This window comes from Fusobacterium ulcerans ATCC 49185 (genome assembly GCF_900683735.1).
In the GTDB taxonomy this organism is placed as follows: domain Bacteria; phylum Fusobacteriota; class Fusobacteriia; order Fusobacteriales; family Fusobacteriaceae; genus Fusobacterium_A; species Fusobacterium_A ulcerans_A.
Map to the genome: position 1 here is coordinate 1,763,490 of NZ_LR215979.1, position 18,730 is coordinate 1,782,219.

General features: G+C 28.9%; 15 protein-coding genes. 11 read left to right on the top strand and 4 right to left on the bottom strand.

Annotation, left to right across the window (positions count from 1 at the left end; genetic code table 11):
• Positions 1-15: 15 nt before the first annotated feature.
• Entirely contained in the window at positions 16-2,592 is a 2,577-nt protein-coding gene (gene clpB, locus E0E45_RS07930; RefSeq protein WP_130890672.1) for an ATP-dependent chaperone ClpB, read from the bottom strand.
• Positions 2,593-2,974: 382 nt separating this feature from the next.
• Here clpB and E0E45_RS07935 point away from each other — a divergent pair, with 382 nt between their 5' ends.
• A complete protein-coding gene (locus E0E45_RS07935) occupies positions 2,975-3,472 on the top strand; it encodes a PTS sugar transporter subunit IIA (protein WP_130890673.1) in 498 nt (165 codons plus the stop codon).
• A gap of 92 nt (positions 3,473-3,564) precedes the next feature.
• On the opposite strand, the gene E0E45_RS07940 is transcribed toward E0E45_RS07935, so the two are convergent.
• Positions 3,565-4,794 carry a hypothetical protein gene (locus tag E0E45_RS07940; RefSeq protein ID WP_130890674.1) on the bottom strand — a complete coding sequence of 410 codons (1,230 nt, stop codon included), beginning with the start codon at positions 4,792-4,794 and terminating at the stop codon, positions 3,565-3,567.
• A gap of 362 nt (positions 4,795-5,156) precedes the next feature.
• The gene (locus E0E45_RS07945; RefSeq protein ID WP_130890675.1) at positions 5,157-5,762 is read right to left on the bottom strand and encodes an HAD family hydrolase; all 606 of its coding nucleotides are present in this window, start codon (positions 5,760-5,762) and stop codon (positions 5,157-5,159) included.
• 99 nt (positions 5,763-5,861) lie between these two features.
• Between E0E45_RS07945 and E0E45_RS07950 the strand changes: the two genes are divergently transcribed.
• Positions 5,862-6,656: a Cof-type HAD-IIB family hydrolase gene (locus tag E0E45_RS07950; protein WP_130890676.1), complete on the top strand. Its 795-nt coding sequence runs from the start codon at positions 5,862-5,864 to the stop codon at positions 6,654-6,656.
• A 123-nt stretch (positions 6,657-6,779) separates the two neighbouring features.
• The gene (gene guaA, locus E0E45_RS07955) at positions 6,780-8,318 is read left to right on the top strand and encodes a glutamine-hydrolyzing GMP synthase (protein ID WP_130890677.1); all 1,539 of its coding nucleotides are present in this window, start codon (positions 6,780-6,782) and stop codon (positions 8,316-8,318) included.
• A 246-nt stretch (positions 8,319-8,564) separates the two neighbouring features.
• Here guaA and E0E45_RS07960 read toward each other — a convergent pair whose 3' ends face one another.
• On the bottom strand, positions 8,565-9,122 hold the full coding sequence (locus tag E0E45_RS07960) for a cupin domain-containing protein (RefSeq protein ID WP_130890678.1): 558 nt from the start codon (positions 9,120-9,122) through the stop codon (positions 8,565-8,567).
• Positions 9,123-9,545: 423 nt separating this feature from the next.
• Here E0E45_RS07960 and E0E45_RS07965 point away from each other — a divergent pair, with 423 nt between their 5' ends.
• From E0E45_RS07965 to E0E45_RS08000, 8 genes are all read left to right on the top strand, one after another.
• A complete protein-coding gene (locus E0E45_RS07965) occupies positions 9,546-10,904 on the top strand; it encodes a GntP family permease (protein WP_130890679.1) in 1,359 nt (452 codons plus the stop codon).
• 47 nt (positions 10,905-10,951) lie between these two features.
• The gene (gene dsdA, locus E0E45_RS07970; RefSeq protein ID WP_130890680.1) at positions 10,952-12,277 is read left to right on the top strand and encodes a D-serine ammonia-lyase; all 1,326 of its coding nucleotides are present in this window, start codon (positions 10,952-10,954) and stop codon (positions 12,275-12,277) included.
• 13 nt (positions 12,278-12,290) lie between these two features.
• Positions 12,291-13,400: an alanine racemase gene (locus E0E45_RS07975; RefSeq protein WP_130890681.1), complete on the top strand. Its 1,110-nt coding sequence runs from the start codon at positions 12,291-12,293 to the stop codon at positions 13,398-13,400.
• 264 nt (positions 13,401-13,664) lie between these two features.
• Positions 13,665-14,708 (top strand): LacI family DNA-binding transcriptional regulator, encoded by a 1,044-nt coding sequence (locus E0E45_RS07980; protein ID WP_130890682.1) that lies wholly within the window; start codon positions 13,665-13,667, stop codon positions 14,706-14,708.
• 60 nt (positions 14,709-14,768) lie between these two features.
• The gene (locus tag E0E45_RS07985) at positions 14,769-15,770 is read left to right on the top strand and encodes a C4-dicarboxylate TRAP transporter substrate-binding protein (protein ID WP_130890683.1); all 1,002 of its coding nucleotides are present in this window, start codon (positions 14,769-14,771) and stop codon (positions 15,768-15,770) included.
• Between the two features lie 14 nt (positions 15,771-15,784).
• Entirely contained in the window at positions 15,785-16,261 is a 477-nt protein-coding gene (locus E0E45_RS07990; RefSeq protein ID WP_130890684.1) for a TRAP transporter small permease, read from the top strand.
• Entirely contained in the window at positions 16,254-17,540 is a 1,287-nt protein-coding gene (locus tag E0E45_RS07995; RefSeq protein ID WP_130890685.1) for a TRAP transporter large permease, read from the top strand. Before E0E45_RS07990 ends, E0E45_RS07995 begins: the two co-directional genes overlap by 8 nt.
• A 25-nt stretch (positions 17,541-17,565) precedes the next feature.
• Complete coding sequence (locus tag E0E45_RS08000) at positions 17,566-18,348, top strand: sugar phosphate isomerase/epimerase family protein (RefSeq protein ID WP_130890686.1); 783 nt, start codon at positions 17,566-17,568, stop codon at positions 18,346-18,348.
• Positions 18,349-18,730: the final 382 nt, after the last annotated feature.

The window sequence follows — 18,730 nt, forward strand, 5'->3', positions numbered from 1 at the left end:
ACCCTTTATTTTTTATTATTTCTCTCTTACTTTAAATTCTATCTGTCCATTTACAAGTTCTACATCTACTCTATCTCTTTCTTTAATCCTATTAGAAAGTATCATCTTAGCAAGTGATGTTTCAAGTTGTTTTTGAATATACCTTCTAAGTGGTCTAGCACCATATTGAGGATCATATGCATTAGTTGCCAAATATTCAACAACTGGTTCTGTAAAATACAACTCAATATATCTATCTTTTACTTTTTCTTGTACAGATTCTAGTGATAATCTTACAATATCTTTTATAGAAGCTAAATCTAAAGCTTTAAATATAATAATTTCATCTACCCTGTTTAAGAACTCAGGTCTGAAATTAGCTTTTAATTGATCAAGTACTCTTTCTTTTGTTTCTTCTTTTAAATTAATATCTTCAAGTATTAAATGACTTCCTATATTAGATGTCATAATTATCAATGTATTTTTAAAGTCTATCATTCTACCTTGTCCATCTGTGAGTCTACCATCATCAAGCACTTGAAGAAGGATATTAAATACATCTGGGTGAGCTTTTTCTATTTCATCAAACAGTATTACTGAATAAGGTTTTGTTCTTACAGCTTCTGTCAGCTGTCCTCCCTCTTCATAACCTACATATCCTGGAGGTGCTCCTATCAATCTAGTAGTAGAGAATTTATCCATATATTCACTCATATCTATTCTTATGACATTATCTTCATTATCAAACAAATTATAAGCTAGAGATTTTGCAAGATAAGTTTTCCCTACTCCTGTTGGTCCTAGGAATATAAATGATCCCATAGGTCTGTTTTTATCTTTTAATCCAGCTCTTGATCTAATCATAGTATCTGCTACTGCTCTTACAGCTTCATCTTGACCTTTTACTCTATTTTTCAAAGTATTTTCAAGATTAAGTATTTTTTCTTTTTCAGTTTCAGCTAATTTAGATACTGGAATTCCTGTCCATTTAGAAACAATATCTGCTATCTCATCAGCATTGACCTCTTGTTTTAATAGTCCACTGTTTCCATAAGTTTCATCCAATTTTTCCTGTTGTTCCTGTATTTCTTTTTCAATCCCAGCTAATTTTCCATATTTTAATTCTGATAATCTGCTTAAATCATAATTTCTTTCTGCTTGTTCCATTTCAAGTTTAACTTTTTCAGCTTCTTCTTTAAGTTGTTTTACTTTTGTTATATCTCTTTTTTCCAATTCCCATTGTGATTTCAACAAAGATTTTTTAGCATTCATTTCTGCAAGTTCTTTTTCAAGTATTTCCAATCTGTCTTTTGAACCTTGATCTGTTTCTTTTTTCAAAGCTTCTCTTTCTATTTCCAGTTGCATACTTTTTCTAGTTAACTCATCAAGCTCTGCTGGCATTGAATCTATCTCTGTTCTTATCATAGCTGCTGCCTCGTCTATAAGGTCAATAGCTTTATCTGGAAGCTGTCTGTCTGCTATATATCTATTACTCAAAGTTGCTGCTGAAACTATTGCTGAGTCAGATATTCTTACTCCATGGTACATTTCAAATTTTTCTTTAAGTCCTCTTAGGATAGATATAGTATCTTCAACAGTAGGTTCATCAACCATTACTATCTGAAATCTTCTTTCAAGAGCAGCATCTTTTTCAATATATTTTCTGTATTCATCTATAGTAGTAGCTCCAATTACCCTTACTTCACCTCTAGCAAGCATAGGTTTTAAAATATTTCCTGCATCCATTGCTCCATCAGTTTTACCTGCACCAACTATAGTATGTATCTCATCTATAAATAATATTATATTTCCATTTGAACCTTCTACTTCTTTTAGCACACCTTTAAGTCTTTCTTCAAATTCTCCTCTAAATTTTGCTCCAGCTATCAATGCTCCCATATCTAATGAATAAAGTTTTTTACCTTTCAATGATTCTGGAACATCACCATTAAGTATTCTTTGAGCAAGTCCTTCAGCTATAGCAGTTTTCCCTACTCCAGGTTCTCCTATTAATATAGGATTATTTTTAGTTCTTCTTGATATTATCTGTATAGTTCTTCTTATTTCACTATCTCTTCCTATAATAGGATCTATTTTCCCTTGTCTTGCTAACTCAACAAGATCTCTTGCATATTTTTCAAGAACTTCATATGTTGCTTCTGGATTTTGAGAATCTACTTTCTGATTTCCTCTTACCTCTTTCACTGCTGCTTCATATTTTTTTTCATCTATTCCTAATTTTTTCAATAGAGGCATCTCTTTTATTAGTGCCCAAAAGATATGTTCTACACTGACATAAGAATCTCCCATCTTTTCCATAATATTTTCTGCTTCTATTAAAATCCTATGAGTAGATTGATCTAAAGTGACATCTCCTAAACTGCTTCCTTCTATTCTAGGAAATTTATTCACTTCATTTTCTATCTGCCCTATAATGTAGTTGAGATTTAATTCAAGCTTTTCCATAATTCTTGGAATAAGTCCTTCTGTATTTTTTAAAAGTGCCAATGCCAAAAATTCAGGTTTTATAGTTTGTTGTTTAGCTCTCATAGTTAATGCTTGAGCCTCGTTTAAAGCAAGTAATGAATTCTCAGTAAATTTGTTTGGATTCATATAACCAACCTCCTTTATCAATATCTATATTAAAATTAATTTATTACAATATCTATTCCTCGTATTTTGATTATAGAACACTTTTTTAATTTTGTCAACCATTTTAAGACAAAAAATTTTCTTATTCTTTTTTTATTACATTTATTTCATATTTTATTACTCAGTTTAAAAATAAATTTTCTTTCATATTTATATTATACTCTTTTCAAATATTTTTCCTCTTTATTTATCTTTTTATTATATCACATTGTAGTTTAGAAACATTACTGTTTATGGTTCAAAATTTCTCAAATAATAATTTGATTTATTTGGAAAAGTGTGAAATAATATCTTATATACATTGTTTATAATTTCTAAATCTTAAAAAAATAGGGAGGAAAATATGGGATTATTTGACATGTTTAAGAAAAAGAAAGAAGAGGAATGGTTTGATATATATTCTCCACTTAATGGAAAAGTTATAGATTTATCAGAAGTTCCTGATGAAGCTTTTGCTCAAAAAATGGTAGGAGACGGATGTGCTATTGATCCTGCTGAAGGGGTAGTGTGTGCTCCAGTAGATGGTGAAATAGATATCTTTGAAACCAACCATGCTGTAAGTTTTGAAACTCCTAATGGACTTGAAATGATAGTTCACTTTGGAATAGACACTGTTACTCTAAAAGGTGAAGGATTCAAAAGAGTAGCTGCTGGAAGTCAAGTGAAAGTTGGAGATAAATTAGTTGAATATGATCTTGAATTTATAAAAAGCAAAGTACCTTCAGTAAAAACTCCTGTTATTATCAATAACATGGATATGATAGAAAAAATTGATGTTGTAGCAAAAGGTAAAGATGTGAAAGTTGGAGATCTTTTGATGAGAGTACAATTAAAAAAATAATTAATTAACTATTGACCACCATTATAAAATGGTGGTTTTTTATTATATAAAAAACTCTCTCCTTTTTTCAAAGAAGAGAGTCATCAATATTTTTAAAATATTTCAAATTTTTTCAAAACTTCACTAGGCATATTTTTTTGATAATATTCTAATATTTTTATGGCTGGCTTATAATCTTTTTTCAATTCTAATAAATTTATATATTCATTTTCTATACTTTGTACAGAATAGAAATCACTTTTTTCAAACATTTTGAATAATTCAGTTATTATTTCCATTCTTTCTTCTATTTCACAGCCAGAATTTTTTCCTACCATTAATGCTTCCATGTAGAAAGATCTGCTATCTTTTGTTTTACCTAATTCTTTTGCTCCTTTTGCTAATAAAACAAGTACATCAAAATTAATACATTCTTCTTTTATTCCATTTATTTCATAATTATCCTTACATTTTTCATAGAATTTTTTTAAAAATGCTTTATCTTTTATAATTATTCCTATTTCAATAAGTTTACTGTATGCTTCTGCTTTTTCTTCAGAACTTCTTCCTTTAGCTAAAGATACATATTCTCTAGATGATTCTTCATATTCACCCATGTTTCTATAAGCTCTTGCTATCATTTTTCTTACTTCAAATAAGAAATCTTCATTCTTACATTTTTTAAACAAAAATTTTAGTATATTTAAAGCTTCTGTATATCCTTCAGTTTCAACTAAAGCTTCAGCATATTTATATTGAAGCATTTCATATTCTTTGCTCCATTTTTCCTTTGAAAGTCTGTCTTCAAATTTTCTATAAGTAAATACACTATTTTTATAATCTCCTAATATTTTATTAAGCTTCATGATTTCTAATAATTTCTCTTTAAGATCAACTATTTTTCTAATACCATGAAGAGATTTAAGAATATAGTCTCTTGCATCTAGATAATTTTCTTCATTTTCAAATCTTGCAAAAAGTTTCATGCAATATTCACTTCTATCATTATCATTTAATTCAAATAAAGCTTCTTCTATTTCCCAGATATTTTCTTTAAGATCTGAAGTTGTATCTTTAGTTATATTTTCTAAGTATTCCAAAGCTTGCTCTTCTTTTGTTTTCATAAGGTCACTTAGTTTGATAGAATCTTTTATTCCTCTCTCACCTAATATTTTAGTAAAGTTTTTACAAAGTAATTTAGCTGTTTTTTCTGTCAGTGATCTTTTACCTATTTCAATCATACCTAAAAAAACTCTGGTAATATCATCCCCCACTAATTCTCCCTGAGTTATTTTATGCTTTTTTCTAAAGGCTAACAATTTTTCTTCTGGTGACAAAAACATTTCCTTTTCCCCCTTTTGTCTGTTATTGGTTATAAAAATTTCTCTATCAAAAAACCAACTTTATTCCTGGCTTTTTAATCTCATACGACTTTATCGTATTATACTACAAATTTTCTTATTTGTGTATTGAAAATTTCAATTTTTTAAAATTTTTTTTAAGTATCCCCAATAATAACTTCAACAAAAGATATTTAAGTAATTAAAAAGAGTATTTAATTAATTCATAATGATATATTTTAAATTATTTTATCTAATTTTTCCTTATTTATATGCCTTTCACTTTATTTTTAAGATTCAATCTTTTTTTTATTAATCTTCAAGATGAAAATCGCACTCTCTTTCGTAAACATCATTCAGTAATTTTACAGTTCTATTCCTTTATTTTTTAAGAGACTCTCTAACATTTCTGGTAAATCAAGGTGAATTCCATCTATTCCTATTTTTTCTGCTCCTTCTACATTAACTTTAGTATCATCTATAAATAATGTTTCTTCAGGAGTAAGTCCATATTTAGCTAGAAGCAATTCATATATTCTTGGGTTTGGTTTTAGAAGATGACAGTAACAAGATATAACTCCCCCATCAAACTCATTAAAAAACTTCCAATCATTTTGTACCTGTTCAAATGCTGGTCTATGAAAATTTGAAAGAACAAACAAATTATATCCTTTTTCTTTTAATTTTTTTAACACCTGAATATTTTCTTCTATTGGCATTAGACATTCCATTATATTATTTTTAAAAAGCTTCTCTAGATTCTCCCTTTCTTCTGGAATTATTTCAGCAAATTTTTCTATTGCATTCTCATATGATAAAGTTCCTTTGTCTAACTCCAGCCATTCCTTGCTTTTGAAAACAATTTCTATAAACTTTTCCTGTCTCTCTTTTTTTACATTGTTTTCTAAAAAATTCTCAGGAGTGTATTTGATAAGCACATTTCCTAAATCAAATATAATATTTTTTATCATTTCATACCTCTTTTTTATAAAATTTGATATTTTCCTTAATCTGTATTATAATCTATGCATACTAGTTTAGCAATATTTTTATTCAATTGAGGTGATAAAATGAAGATAAAAGCAGTTGCTCTGGACTTAGACGGAACACTCTTAACAACTGACAAAAAAATTTCAGATATTAATAGGGATGTTCTTAAAGAATTGGAACAGCAAGGTGTAAAAATATTTATAGTTACAGGAAGAACTTACAATGCTGCTAAGCCTTATGCAGAATATCTGGGTCTTGGTGGTGTTGTGATATCATATAATGGAGCTAAGGTCGTTGAATATAAAAGTGATAGAGTTGTATTTGAACTGCCTTTGCAGGAAGAATATGTAAAAGAGGTTATAAGAATCGCTAGAAGAATGGGAGTTCCTCTTAACCTTTATCAGGACAATAAATGGTATGTAGAGGATTCAAGCAGAAAAGAAGTTCTTGAATATGCTAAAGAAAGAGATCTTATCCCTATTGAAAAAGATTTCTACAGCTTTGATAACTATGAAATGACTAAAACTGTGTTCATGGGTGCACCTGATATTCTTGATGAAGTAAATAGAGAAGTAGAAAAAATATTAGGTAATAAAGTGTACAAAGCTAAATCTATGGATACCCTATATGAAGTATTAAACAGAGAGGTAAATAAAGGTCTTGTACTGGAAAGAACTCTCAGAACTTATGGTATTACTCCTGAAGAATGTGCAGCTTTTGGTGATGCTGTAAACGACATAGAAATGCTTACTTCTGTAAAATATGGAGTAGCTATGGGAAATGCTCCTCATGAAGTAAAATCAAGGGTTAATTATATCACTGATACTAATGATAATAATGGTGTAGCCAAATTTTTAAAGAAATTTTTCTTTTGACACCATTTAGATTTTATGATAGAATTCTATAATCAAATAAATATCATATAAAGGTTGATATTTGTTTTCAAGTTGTTTAACAAGGAGCATTTCGCTCCTTTTATTTTAAATTTGGAGGTTTTTATGAAAGAAAATAGTATTGTAATACTGGACTTTGGTTCTCAATACAATCAACTGATTGCCAGAAGAGTCAGAGAAATGGGTGTTTATGCTGAAGTTGTTCCATATTTTGAACCTTTAGAAAAAATACTTGCTAGAAAGCCTAAAGGAATAATCCTTTCAGGAGGACCTTCCTCTGTGTATGCAGAAGGAGCTCCTACTATAGACAAAGAATTATTCTACAAAGGTATCCCTGTATTAGGTATCTGTTATGGTATGCAGCTTACTACTCACTTAATGGGTGGAGAAGTTGCTAGAGCTGATAAACAGGAATTTGGTAAAGCTGAACTTTTAATTGATTCTGCTGACAGTCCACTTTTCCAAGGTATTCCTAACAATTCTAAAGTATGGATGAGCCACAATGACCATGTTACTAAAATGGCCCCTGGATTTGTTCAAATTGGTCATACTGATTCATGTGTAGCTGCTGTGCATCTGCCTGAAGTTAATAGTTACTGTATTCAATTCCATGCTGAAGTTACTCACTCAGAATATGGAACTCAAATCCTTAAAAACTTTGTTTTCAATGTTGCTAAATGTGAGCAAAATTGGTCAATGGGTAACTACATTGAAGAAACTGTAAAAAGCATCAAAGAAACTGTTGGAGATAAAAAAGTTCTTCTTGGACTTTCAGGAGGAGTTGACTCATCAGTTGCTGCTACTCTTATCCACAAAGCTATTGGAGATCAACTTACTTGTATCTTCGTTGATACTGGATTATTAAGAAAAGATGAAGCTAAAAAAGTAATGGAAATATATGGAGAAAACTTCCATATGAATATTAAATGTGTTGATGCAGAAGATAGATTCCTTTCTAAATTAGCTGGTGTATCTGATCCAGAAACTAAGAGAAAAATAATTGGAAAAGAATTCATTGAAGTATTTGACGAAGAAGCTAAAAAACTTGAAGATGTAGAATTCCTTGCTCAAGGAACTATATATCCAGATGTTATTGAGTCTATGTCAGTAAAAGGACCTTCAATGACTATTAAATCTCACCACAATGTTGGAGGCCTTCCAGAAGATATGAAATTTAAACTTCTTGAGCCTTTAAGAGAACTTTTCAAAGATGAAGTAAGAAAAGTAGGAAGAGAGCTTGGAATTCCTGATCACATGGTTGACAGACATCCATTCCCAGGTCCAGGACTTGGAATCAGAATCCTTGGTGAAGTAGATAAAGAGAAAGCTGATATTTTAAGAGAAGCTGATGATATATTTATCGAAGAATTAAGAGCTGCTGACCTTTATACTAAAGTAAGTCAAGCATTTGTTGTTCTTCTTCCAGTTAAATCTGTTGGAGTTATGGGAGATGAAAGAACTTATGAATATACTGCTGTATTGAGATCTGCTAATACTATTGACTTCATGACTGCTACTTGGTCACACCTTCCATTTGAGTTCTTAGAAAGAGTTTCTAATAGGATCTTAAATGAAGTTAAAGGAATCAATAGATTGACTTATGATATTTCATCAAAACCACCTGCAACTATCGAGTGGGAGTAGTAGATGGATTTCTCTCAAACTATTATTTAAAAATAGTTTGAAAGAACTAAAAAACCTTCGTGATAATAAAATGACAATAATTTAAAACTATAAAAGCCCCTTAGATTTATTCTAAGAGGCTTTTTTTACATTTTTTATTCTTTTCTCATCTATAAAAACATGATCTTTGTAACACAAAATTAAAGAAAATATCTTGTTATTTTCTTCAATTAATTGATATTTTTCTGTCCCTCTTTCACAACAACTCTAAAACTCAGGAGGTGTTACAGAAAAAAGCACAACACTTTCTCCATCATATAAGTTAGTCCACTTATGAGGTTTTAATGCTGGAATATAAACTGAATCCCCTGGTTCCATTTCACAAGACTGATTTCCAATAGTAATTTTTACTTTACCACTTAGAAGGAGTGCTATCTCTTCTCCTTTATGTGCCATTGGCTCTATTGAAGTTTCAGCATTCTTTTCAGTAAAAATCATTTTCATACATTCAATATTAGTAGGCCCTTCAGGAGACAAAAGCTCATATCTTACCTTTTTAGTATTTATTATTTTTCTGTCCTCTTTTTTTAAAATATTAATGCTTATATCCTCTTTTTCAGGTTCTATAAAAAATTTAAATAAGGGAATTTCCAAAGCTTGTGCAATTGATTTTATTGTATTTAAAGAAGGATTAGCATTTCCTTTTTCGATCTGGCTAAGCATAGAGGAAGAAATTTCACATTTCTCAGCAACATCTTTTAACAGCAATCCTTTTTCTATTCTAATTCTTTTAATTATGGCTCCTACATTTATTTCTTTATCCATTTTTAATCCTTTCTTATTTTAATATATTACAATTATATACTATTTAAAAAATTTTCTCTACTATGTTTTATTCAGCGTCATTTAATTAAATATAATTAAATTTAATTATATTTAATTTTTTATTGACATATTATTTTTTATAAAGTATAATTCAATCAAATATAAAAACATATAGACTGTTTAATATACATTATATTCGGAAATAAAATTTTTATTATATATAAAATTAATTAATACTTAATAAATTCAAAAATTTATTTATTGCATCTAAAAAAATATTTCATAAAAATTTAATTTCATTAACTTAAAAAACAAAAAATATATTATTACTAATTATTTTTTATATATCAAGGTAATAAATTTCTTTATTTAAAAGAACTTATATAAAGCAACATATAATAAAAAAAGTAGGAGGTATTTTTTATGGGTTCAACATTTGTTATTGTAACAATAGCATTATCAATAATATTATTGATAATACTAACAGTTAAGGTGAAATTACATCCATTTTTCGCTTTAAGCATCAGTGCTTTCTTTTTTGGAATTATTTCAGGACATTCAATTCCAGCTATCATTGGAGCTTATTCTGGAGGATTAGGGGAAACTATTGCTGGAATTGGAGTAGTTATTGCAATAGGAACTGTTATGGGAGCTCTGCTAGAACATAGTGGAGCAGCAGAAACAATGGCTGAAACAATTTTAAAAATCACTGGAAAGAAAAATGCAGATATTGGATTAGCTGTTACTGGTTATTTTGTATCTATTCCTGTATTCTGTGATTCAGCATTTGTTCTATTATCACCACTTGCTAAAAGAATGAGTAAAGACACAGGAACAAGTATGACAACAATGGCAGTAGCTCTGGCAATGGGATTACATGCTACACATATGCTGGTTCCTCCTACACCTGGCCCATTAGCAGTTGCAGGAATCTTAGGATCTAATTTAGGATTAGTTATTTTACTTGGAATGTTAGTTTCTATTCCTGTTACACTTGTTGCTATCTTAGCAGGTAGATTCTTTGGAAAAAAATATCATTTCTTACCTGAAATAGAAGAAGCAAGTAAAATAATAGAAGAGAATGGGGGAAGAAAACTTCCTACTCCTCTTATGAGTTTCTTACCTATTTTATTACCAATATTTTTAATGTTGTTGAGAACTGTTGCAACTTTAGAATCTTCTCCTTTAGGCAAAGGAATGGTGTATAATATTATTGATTCTTTAGGTCAGACAATAGTTGCTCTTTTTATAGGATTGATAATTGCGTTCTTCACATACAAGTCTGTTCATCCTGAAGATAAAGAAGTTTGGACATTTGAGGGAATATTTGGAGAAGCATTAAAAACTGCTGGACAAATTGTTTTAATCGTCGGAGCAGGTGGGGCTTTTGCTACTATTCTAAAACTGTCTAATCTTCAAGAGATAGTAGTAAGTCTATTCTCTGGAATATCAATAGGAATAATAGTTCCATATATAATTGGTGCTATCTTTAGAACTGCAATTGGTTCAGGTACTGTAGGAATGATTACAGCAGCTTCAATGTTATTACCATTGGTAGATGTTCTTGGATTTAATTCTCCAATAGGTCTGGTTATAGCAATGTTGGCATGTGCAGCTGGAGGATTCATGGTATTCCACGGAAATGACGATTTCTTCTGGGTAGTTACTTCTACATCAGGAATGAAACCTGAAATTGCTTATAAAGTATTTCCAATAATAAGTGTTTTTCAATCTGTTACAGCACTAATTTGTGTTATAATATTAAAAATGATTTTCTTGTAAAATACATAATAAAATTAAAATATATTTAATGATCAAAGGAGAATAAAATGAACACAGAAGAATTAATAAAAAATGATATTGTTATTAAAAAATTAGCAGATAGAGAAGAGATAGGATGGATTAATAAAAAAGAAATTCCATACAATGAATATGAAAAAAATCTTCCTCTTTCTGATGATGATTTAAGAGATGCTGAAGAGCGTTTAGAGAGATTTGCTCCATTTATAAAAAAATCTTTTCCTGAAACAGAAGATACAAATGGAATAATAGAATCTCCACTAGAACCAATATTCTCAATGCAGAAAGATTTAGAAAAAAAATATAATACTTCAATTCCTGGAAAACTATATTTAAAAATGGACAGTCATCTTCCTGTAGCTGGTTCAATAAAAGCTAGAGGTGGAGTTTATGAAGTTTTAAAGTATGCTGAGGAATTAGCCATTGAAGCTGGAATGCTTTCTATTAATGATGATTATTCAATTTTAGCAGATGAAAAGTTTAAAAAATTCTTCTCAGGATATAAAATTCAAGTAGGATCAACTGGTAATCTAGGTTTAAGCATTGGAATAACAAGTGCAGCTTTAGGATTTGAAGTTATTGTTCATATGTCAGCTGATGCAAAACAATGGAAAAAAGATATGCTGAGATCAAAAGGTGTAAAAGTTGTTGAATATACAGATGACTATGGAAAAGCTGTTGAAGAAGGAAGAAAAAATTCAGATGCAGATCCTAAAAGCTATTTTGTAGATGATGAAAAATCATTAAATCTATTCTTAGGATATACTGTTGCAGCTTCAAGATTAAAAAAACAATTAGATGAAAAAAATATAATGATTGATAGTGAGCATCCTCTATTAGTGCATATTCCATGTGGTGTAGGAGGAGCTCCTGGAGGAGTTGCTTATGGTTTAAAAAGAATCTTTAAAGAAAATGCATATATTTTCTTTGTTGAGCCAACTTTAGCTCCTTGCATGGTTTTAGGAATGGAAAGTGGACTTCATGAGCAAATCAGTGTTCGTGACATTGGGATAAATGGAATAACACATGCTGATGGACTTGCAGTTGCAAGACCTTCTGGACTTGTAGGAAGAATGATGGATTCTATTCTAAGTGGAGAATTTACTGTAGAAGACTACAAGCTTTATGACTATTTAAGATGCCTGAATGAATCAGAAAATATAAGAATAGAACCATCATCATGTGCTGCTTTTGAAGGCCCAGTGTCTTTATTAAAGTATGAAGAAACAAAAAACTATATTGAACAGAAAATTGGAAAAAATATAGAAAATGCTTATCATATCTGCTGGGCAACTGGTGGAAGAATGGTCCCAAAAGAAGATATGGAAAAATTTTTAGAAACTCATTTAAAATAAGGGGGATTAAATTATGAAAAAAGAAAATCTTAAAACTCCAGTGATTCTACTAAATTTAGATGCATTAGAAAACAATATTAAAACATATCAAAAGATGTGCAATGACAATGGAAAAGAATTATGGCCTATGATAAAGACTCACAAAAGTATGGAGCTTTTAAAACTTCAGATAGAGGCTGGGGCAACTGGGGCTTTGTGTGGAACATTAGATGAAGCTGAAGCTTGCTGTAGAATAGGTTTGAAAAAGATAATGTATGCATATCCAGCAGCCAGCAAAGAAAGTATTAAAAGGATAATAGAACTTACTAAAAAAAGTGATTTCATAGTGAGACTGGACAATTTAGAAGCTGCTAAAATGATAAATGATATGGCTATTGCAGCTGGTGTAGTTGTAGGTTATACAATTATAGTTGATAGTGGTCTGCATCGTTTTGGATTACCTGTAGATAAGATTGTTGAATTTGCAGATAAATTAAAAGATATGAAAGGTTTAAAACTTAGAGGCTTATCTACTCATCCTGGTCATGTATATTCTGCAACTTGTGAAAATGAAGTTCCTAAATATATTGCTGATGAATGTCAGACTATAGCTGCTGCTAAAAAATATATGAATGATGCAGGCTATGAGCTTGAATATATAACAAGTGGTTCAACTCCGACATTCAGTGAAGCTGTAAAAGATAAAAATATAAATGTATTTCATCCAGGAAATTATGTATTTTTAGATACTATTCAGTTATCTATAAAAAAAGCTGAAATAAAAGATTGTGCTTTAACTGTATATACTACAATAATTTCTCATCCTAAAGAAGATTTATTTATATGTGATGCTGGTGCTAAATGTTTAGGTCTAGATCAAGGAGCTCATGGAAATAGTTCTATAGTAGGTTTTGGAACTGTAATTGGGCATCCTGAGGCAATAGTTGCCTCTCTGTCAGAAGAAGTTGGAAAACTTCATATCCATGGAGAAACTAATTTAAAAGTGGGAGACAAAATAGAAATTATTCCAAACCACTCTTGCTCTACAGCTAATTTATGCAGCTATTATACAGTTATGAAAGATGGTAATGCAGTAAAAAGCATCCCTGTAGATGTTAGAGGAAATAGTTTTAAACAAATTTAAACTTAATAATTTTTTTAAATAGAAAGCCAGAAATTTTAATAAATTTTTGGCTTTTTCTTTTAATTCTCATTATATTTCTAAATATCTTTATTCTAAAAATGGTTTTAGTGTACTCTTTCAATAAAAAATATTATAAAAATATATAAAAAATATTACAAAGATATAATTTTTAAAATTGACTAACACTAAAAAAAATTATATAGTTTGAATATAAAGTTCCGAACGCGCGTTAGTAAATTTTATTATAAGTCAATAATTTAAGAGGTGAAAAAAATTAATAGTAAAATTATAGCCCAACTTGCAGGAGTTTCTAGAAGTACAGTATCAAGAGTTATAAATAATTATCCAGATATTTCACCTGAAACAAAAGAAAAAGTTCTAAAGGTTATAGAGGAAAATGGATATTATCCAAATTTATCTGCACAAAAATTAGCTGGTAAAAAATCTGGAATTATTGGATTGCTTGTTTATACTGGAAAATCTAGTACAAATGAAAAAAATTACAAAAAAATATCTGAATCTCTATACTATTCTGAACTAATATCAAAGATTATTGATGCAGCAGAAAATCTAGGTTATCTAGTATTAGTTTCGTATATCAATAAAAAAGGAACTACTTGGGAAAAAATATTTGCCAATGGAATTATAGATGGAGCTCTTGTTATCTCTGGGGGAAAGAAATTCAAGGAAATAGAAAATCTAATAAATTCCAAAAATAAAATAGTCCTTTTAGACTATGAAAAGAATATAGCTAATTCTACAGTTTCTGTAATTAATCCAAACCATTTTGAAGGAGGATATAAAGCTACTCAATATCTTATTGAAAATGGTCATGAAAATATTTTACATCTCACAGGAGAAATAAGAAGGAAAACCTCAATTAAAAGAGCTAGAGGTTATTTAAAGTGCTTAAAAGACAATAATATAGAAAAACAAAAGATTATATCTGGAAAATTTACCCAAGAAAGCTCATATAAAATAATTGATGAATACATTAAGAAAAATAAAGCTTTTGATTATACTGCTATCTTTGCAGGAAATGATTATATCGCTTTAGGAGCTATGAGAGCTTTAGCAAAACATGGAATAGATGTTCCTAAAAAAGTTTCAATAATCGGTTATGACAACATGGAACTTTGTGAATATACTACTCCAAAAATAACCAGTATAAATCATTTAGATGATTTTATTGCAGAAAAAGCATTAGTAAAATTAATGAATATTTTAAAAGGGGAGCAAGGAGTTATTGAAAATACCGAAATTAGAGTTATAGAACGAGGGAGTGTTTTAAATATAAAGGCTAAATAGGTATTTTAAGGTTTGTCAAATAAACCTATGAAATAAATAAAAATACTTTAGGAGGGTTAGATGAAAGGAAAGAAGAATTATTTTAGACTAGCATTTTTTTTAATGTTGGGGATTTTATTTTTAATTGCAGGTTGTGGTAAGAAAGAAGAAAAGAAAGTTAGGGTTATCAAAGTAAGTCATGTTTTTCAAACTAATGAACCTACACATATTTATATTTCACAGGCCGCAGATAAAATTAATGAAAGACTAAAAGGACAAATAGAATTACAAGTTTATCCAAATGGAGAATTACCTTCATACAAAGATGCCATTGAGCAGGTTTTAAGAGGAAGTGACTTTATTTCTGTAGTTGATCCTAGCTATATTGGTGATTATGTTCCTGATTTTACAGCATTAGTAGGACCAATGTTATATACAACATATGAAGATTATACAAATGTTACAGGCAGTGATTTTGTAAAACAATTGGAGAAACAAGCTGAAGAAAAAGGAATAAAAGTACTATCTTTAGATTTTATTTTTGGATTCAGACACATAGTTACTGATAAAGTTATAACTAATCCCGAAGATTTAAAAGGGCTTAAACTTAGAGTTCCAGCAAGTAAATTGTGGATAGATACATTTAATGCTCTAGGAGCTAATCCAGTGGCAATGCCATGGAGTGAAACTGTAAGTGCATTACAGCAAAAAGTTATTGATGGAACTGAAACTACTTTTTCTTTTATGTCAAATAGTAAACTTTATGATTTGAGAAAAAATGTTGCTTTAAGTGGACACTTTTTAGGAACTGGAGGAGTATATATTTCAACTAAAGTTTGGGATTCATTTACTGATGAACAAAGAAAAGTTATTCAAGAAGAAATTACACAAGCTGCTATAGATAACAATAAAAAAATGTATGAACTAGATGAAGACTTCAAAAAAGATATAGTTAAAAATGGTATGATTTTAAATGAAGTTAATTTAGAAGAATTCCAAAAAAGAGCAAAAAAAGTATTTGATGAGTTCCCAGGATTCTCACCAGATATATATGAAAAAATTCAAAATGAGATAAAAAAATAGTATAGGAGAAAGACATGAAGAAAATTTATATAGATGATCTGATATCTTGTACATTTTTAAGTTTTACTATAATTATAGTAATTTTAAATGTTGGAATGAGATACTTTTTCAATTCTCCTATAAAGAGTGCTGAAGAAATAGCAACAATATGCTTTATATGGTCAGTATTTGTAGGAGGAGCTAGCTGCTATAGAAAAAAAATGCATATGGGAATTGATATCTTAACTCAATCATTACCTGAAAAGTTTAAAATTTATGTTGAATTACTAATCAATATAATAGTAATGTTAATGAATGGAACTTTTTTCTGTTTAAGTTTAAAATTTACAATAATTTCTAGGGTAAAGCCTACTGCTGTATTAGGAATTTCATCTATGTATGTTAATTCTTCATTAATCATAGGCTTTGGATTAATCTTTGTATATTCCATTCTGGAAATTTTTAAAAATATAAAAACCATATTAGGAAAAAAAGGAGATGAAAATGTATAGTTTCTTACCTATTTTAATATTATTTATTTTCTTCTTTTTAAATATTCCAATATGTTTCGCTTTAATGGGAGCTACATTATTCTTCTTTGGATTTTTAGATACAAGTATGGATCTGGATTTAATAATGCAGCATTTTATAAGAAGTGCTGAATCATTTCCACTGTTAGCAATACCATTTTTTATAATGGCAGGGTCAATTATGAACTATTCTGGTATAAGTAAAAGACTAATGGGAATGGCAGAAGTTTTGACTGGACATTTAACTGGAGGACTTGCTCAAGTTAACATATTATTAAGTGTTCTAATGGGTGGAATTTCAGGTTCTGCTAATGCTGATGCTGCTATGCAGTGTAAAGTTTTAGTTCCTGAAATGGTAAACAGAGGATATTCAAAAGGGTTTTCAGCTGCAATAACAGCAGCCTCTTCTATAGTAAGTCCAATTATTCCTCCAGGAATTGTATTAATAATATACGCTTTGCTTTCTAATGTTTCTGTTACAAAAATGTTTATAGCAGGATATGTTCCAGGGGCATTAATAGCAATTTCTCTTATGATAACTGTTGCTATTATATCTAAAAAGAGAAAATATGTTCCTGTAAGAGAAAAAAGAGCATCTCTGCAAGAAGTTTTCAAACAATTTAAAGAATCTATATGGGCATTAATTCTGCCTTTTGTAATAATATTAGGTATGAGAATTGGAATCTTCACTCCTACTGAAGCTGGAGCAATAGCTGTGGTAATTACAACATTAATTGGTATCTTCATATACAAAGAATTAAAATTGACAAAGTTTCCTGAAATTCTAAAAGAAACTGTTTATGGAACAAGTACAGTAATGTTTATTATTATTGCAGCAAATGTATTTGGAGCTTATTTAAGCTGGGAGAGAATACCCTTTAAATTAACTAATATCCTATTGGAATTCAGTACAAGTCCATGGTCTTTATTATTATTAATTAATTTAATACTTCTTTTTGTAGGTATGTTTATAGATGGTGGAGCAGCAATGATAATCTTAGCTCCTTTGTTGATTCCTGCTGCTTTAAAATTAGGAATTGATCCACTGCATCTTGGAATAGTAATGGTAGTTAATATCATGATTGGTGGAGTAACTCCTCCATTTGGCTCAATGATGTTTCTAACATGTTCATTATTAAATATAAAATTAGAAGAATTTATGAAAGAAATAACACCTTTTATTATAGCTCTGTTACTGGTATTATTTATATTGACTTATATTCCTGATATAGTACTGTTTTTACCAAATTTATTGAGTTAAATAGAAAGTTAAGGAGGATAAAATATTGAACAAAAATTTAGTGCATATCAGTGATTTGATATTTTATAAAAAAAGTTCTAAGGATATATTAGAGTTTTTAAGAAAAAATAAAATAGAAAACTTAGAATTTTTTATTGAACCATTAGATGAAGATTACACAAAGAAAATGCTGGAAATTCTTGAAAACTATGAATTTAAATCAATTTCTTTTCATGGTCCTTTCAGAAAATGTAATTTAGCAGACATGACAAAGGATTCATTGGAAAAAACTTTATATAGTTATGAAGAAAGTTTCAAGCTTTCGAAAAAGTATAATCCTTCTTTTATGGTTTTACACAGTAACGAAGGAATTCCTTCTCAGAAAATAGATGAGGAATTAAAAAATAAAATTTCAGAAAAAATTGACTCATTAGTAAAATTAGGAATAAAATATGACATTGATGTAGTCATTGAAAATGTAGGAATAGGTAAAAATATGGTATTCTCACAAGAAGAATATGAAGATATGATATTAAAAAATAATTATAAATGTTTGATTGATATTGGGCATGCTTATTTAAACAGATGGAATATTAATGAATTAATAAAAAAATTAAAAAATAACATATTAGGATATCACTTTCATAATAATAATGGATTACATGATGAACATAAACCAATTTCTCATGGAAAAATTAATTATTTTGATATGGTTGAATTAATAAAAGTATATACTCCTTCTGCTAATATTGTATTAGAGTATGACTTTAATGAAAATTCTGAAATTTTACTAGAAGATTACAATAAACTAAAGGAATTATTTAACTAATAAAAAATGGCTGCCTGCTGGTAGCCATTTTTTATATTGTAGAATATACTGTTTCCATTTCTTAAAACCTCATGTTAATTTTTTTGTTATTTTGCACCAATTATTTAATTTTATCAGTAAAATCAAGATCTATTTATGAGGACAGCTTCATAATTAATAACATTTTAATTTACTTTACTATAAAAATAATAAAAAAATAAAGGTATTTCATAAGATGCATTGTATTTAAAGAATAAGATTATTAATTTGAAAAAATAAAAATAATTTTTGCTATGTGATAAAAAATTTAATTAGGATGGTATATTTAAAATTATATTATAAAGGATACTCTAACTTTTTTTAATCTCAGCAATTAAATTTTATTTTGAATAAAAAAATGGAA

Excerpts from the sequence above, each read along its gene's own strand:
- E0E45_RS07975 (WP_130890681.1), top strand. The coding sequence starts at position 12,291 with ATGAAAAAAGAAAATCTTAAAACTCCAGTGATTCTACTAAATTTAGAT.
- E0E45_RS07935 (WP_130890673.1), top strand. The coding sequence starts at position 2,975 with ATGGGATTATTTGACATGTTTAAGAAAAAGAAAGAAGAGGAATGGTTT.
- guaA (WP_130890677.1), top strand. The coding sequence starts at position 6,780 with ATGAAAGAAAATAGTATTGTAATACTGGACTTTGGTTCTCAATACAAT.
- E0E45_RS07965 (WP_130890679.1), top strand. The coding sequence starts at position 9,546 with ATGGGTTCAACATTTGTTATTGTAACAATAGCATTATCAATAATATTA.
- E0E45_RS07950 (WP_130890676.1), top strand. The coding sequence starts at position 5,862 with ATGAAGATAAAAGCAGTTGCTCTGGACTTAGACGGAACACTCTTAACA.
- E0E45_RS07960 (WP_130890678.1), bottom strand. The coding sequence starts at position 9,122 with ATGGATAAAGAAATAAATGTAGGAGCCATAATTAAAAGAATTAGAATA.
- E0E45_RS07940 (WP_130890674.1), bottom strand. The coding sequence starts at position 4,794 with ATGTTTTTGTCACCAGAAGAAAAATTGTTAGCCTTTAGAAAAAAGCAT.
- E0E45_RS07995 (WP_130890685.1), top strand. The coding sequence starts at position 16,254 with ATGTATAGTTTCTTACCTATTTTAATATTATTTATTTTCTTCTTTTTA.
- clpB (WP_130890672.1), bottom strand. The coding sequence starts at position 2,592 with ATGAATCCAAACAAATTTACTGAGAATTCATTACTTGCTTTAAACGAG.
- E0E45_RS07945 (WP_130890675.1), bottom strand. The coding sequence starts at position 5,762 with ATGATAAAAAATATTATATTTGATTTAGGAAATGTGCTTATCAAATAC.
- dsdA (WP_130890680.1), top strand. The coding sequence starts at position 10,952 with ATGAACACAGAAGAATTAATAAAAAATGATATTGTTATTAAAAAATTA.
- E0E45_RS07985 (WP_130890683.1), top strand. The coding sequence starts at position 14,769 with ATGAAAGGAAAGAAGAATTATTTTAGACTAGCATTTTTTTTAATGTTG.
- E0E45_RS07990 (WP_130890684.1), top strand. The coding sequence starts at position 15,785 with ATGAAGAAAATTTATATAGATGATCTGATATCTTGTACATTTTTAAGT.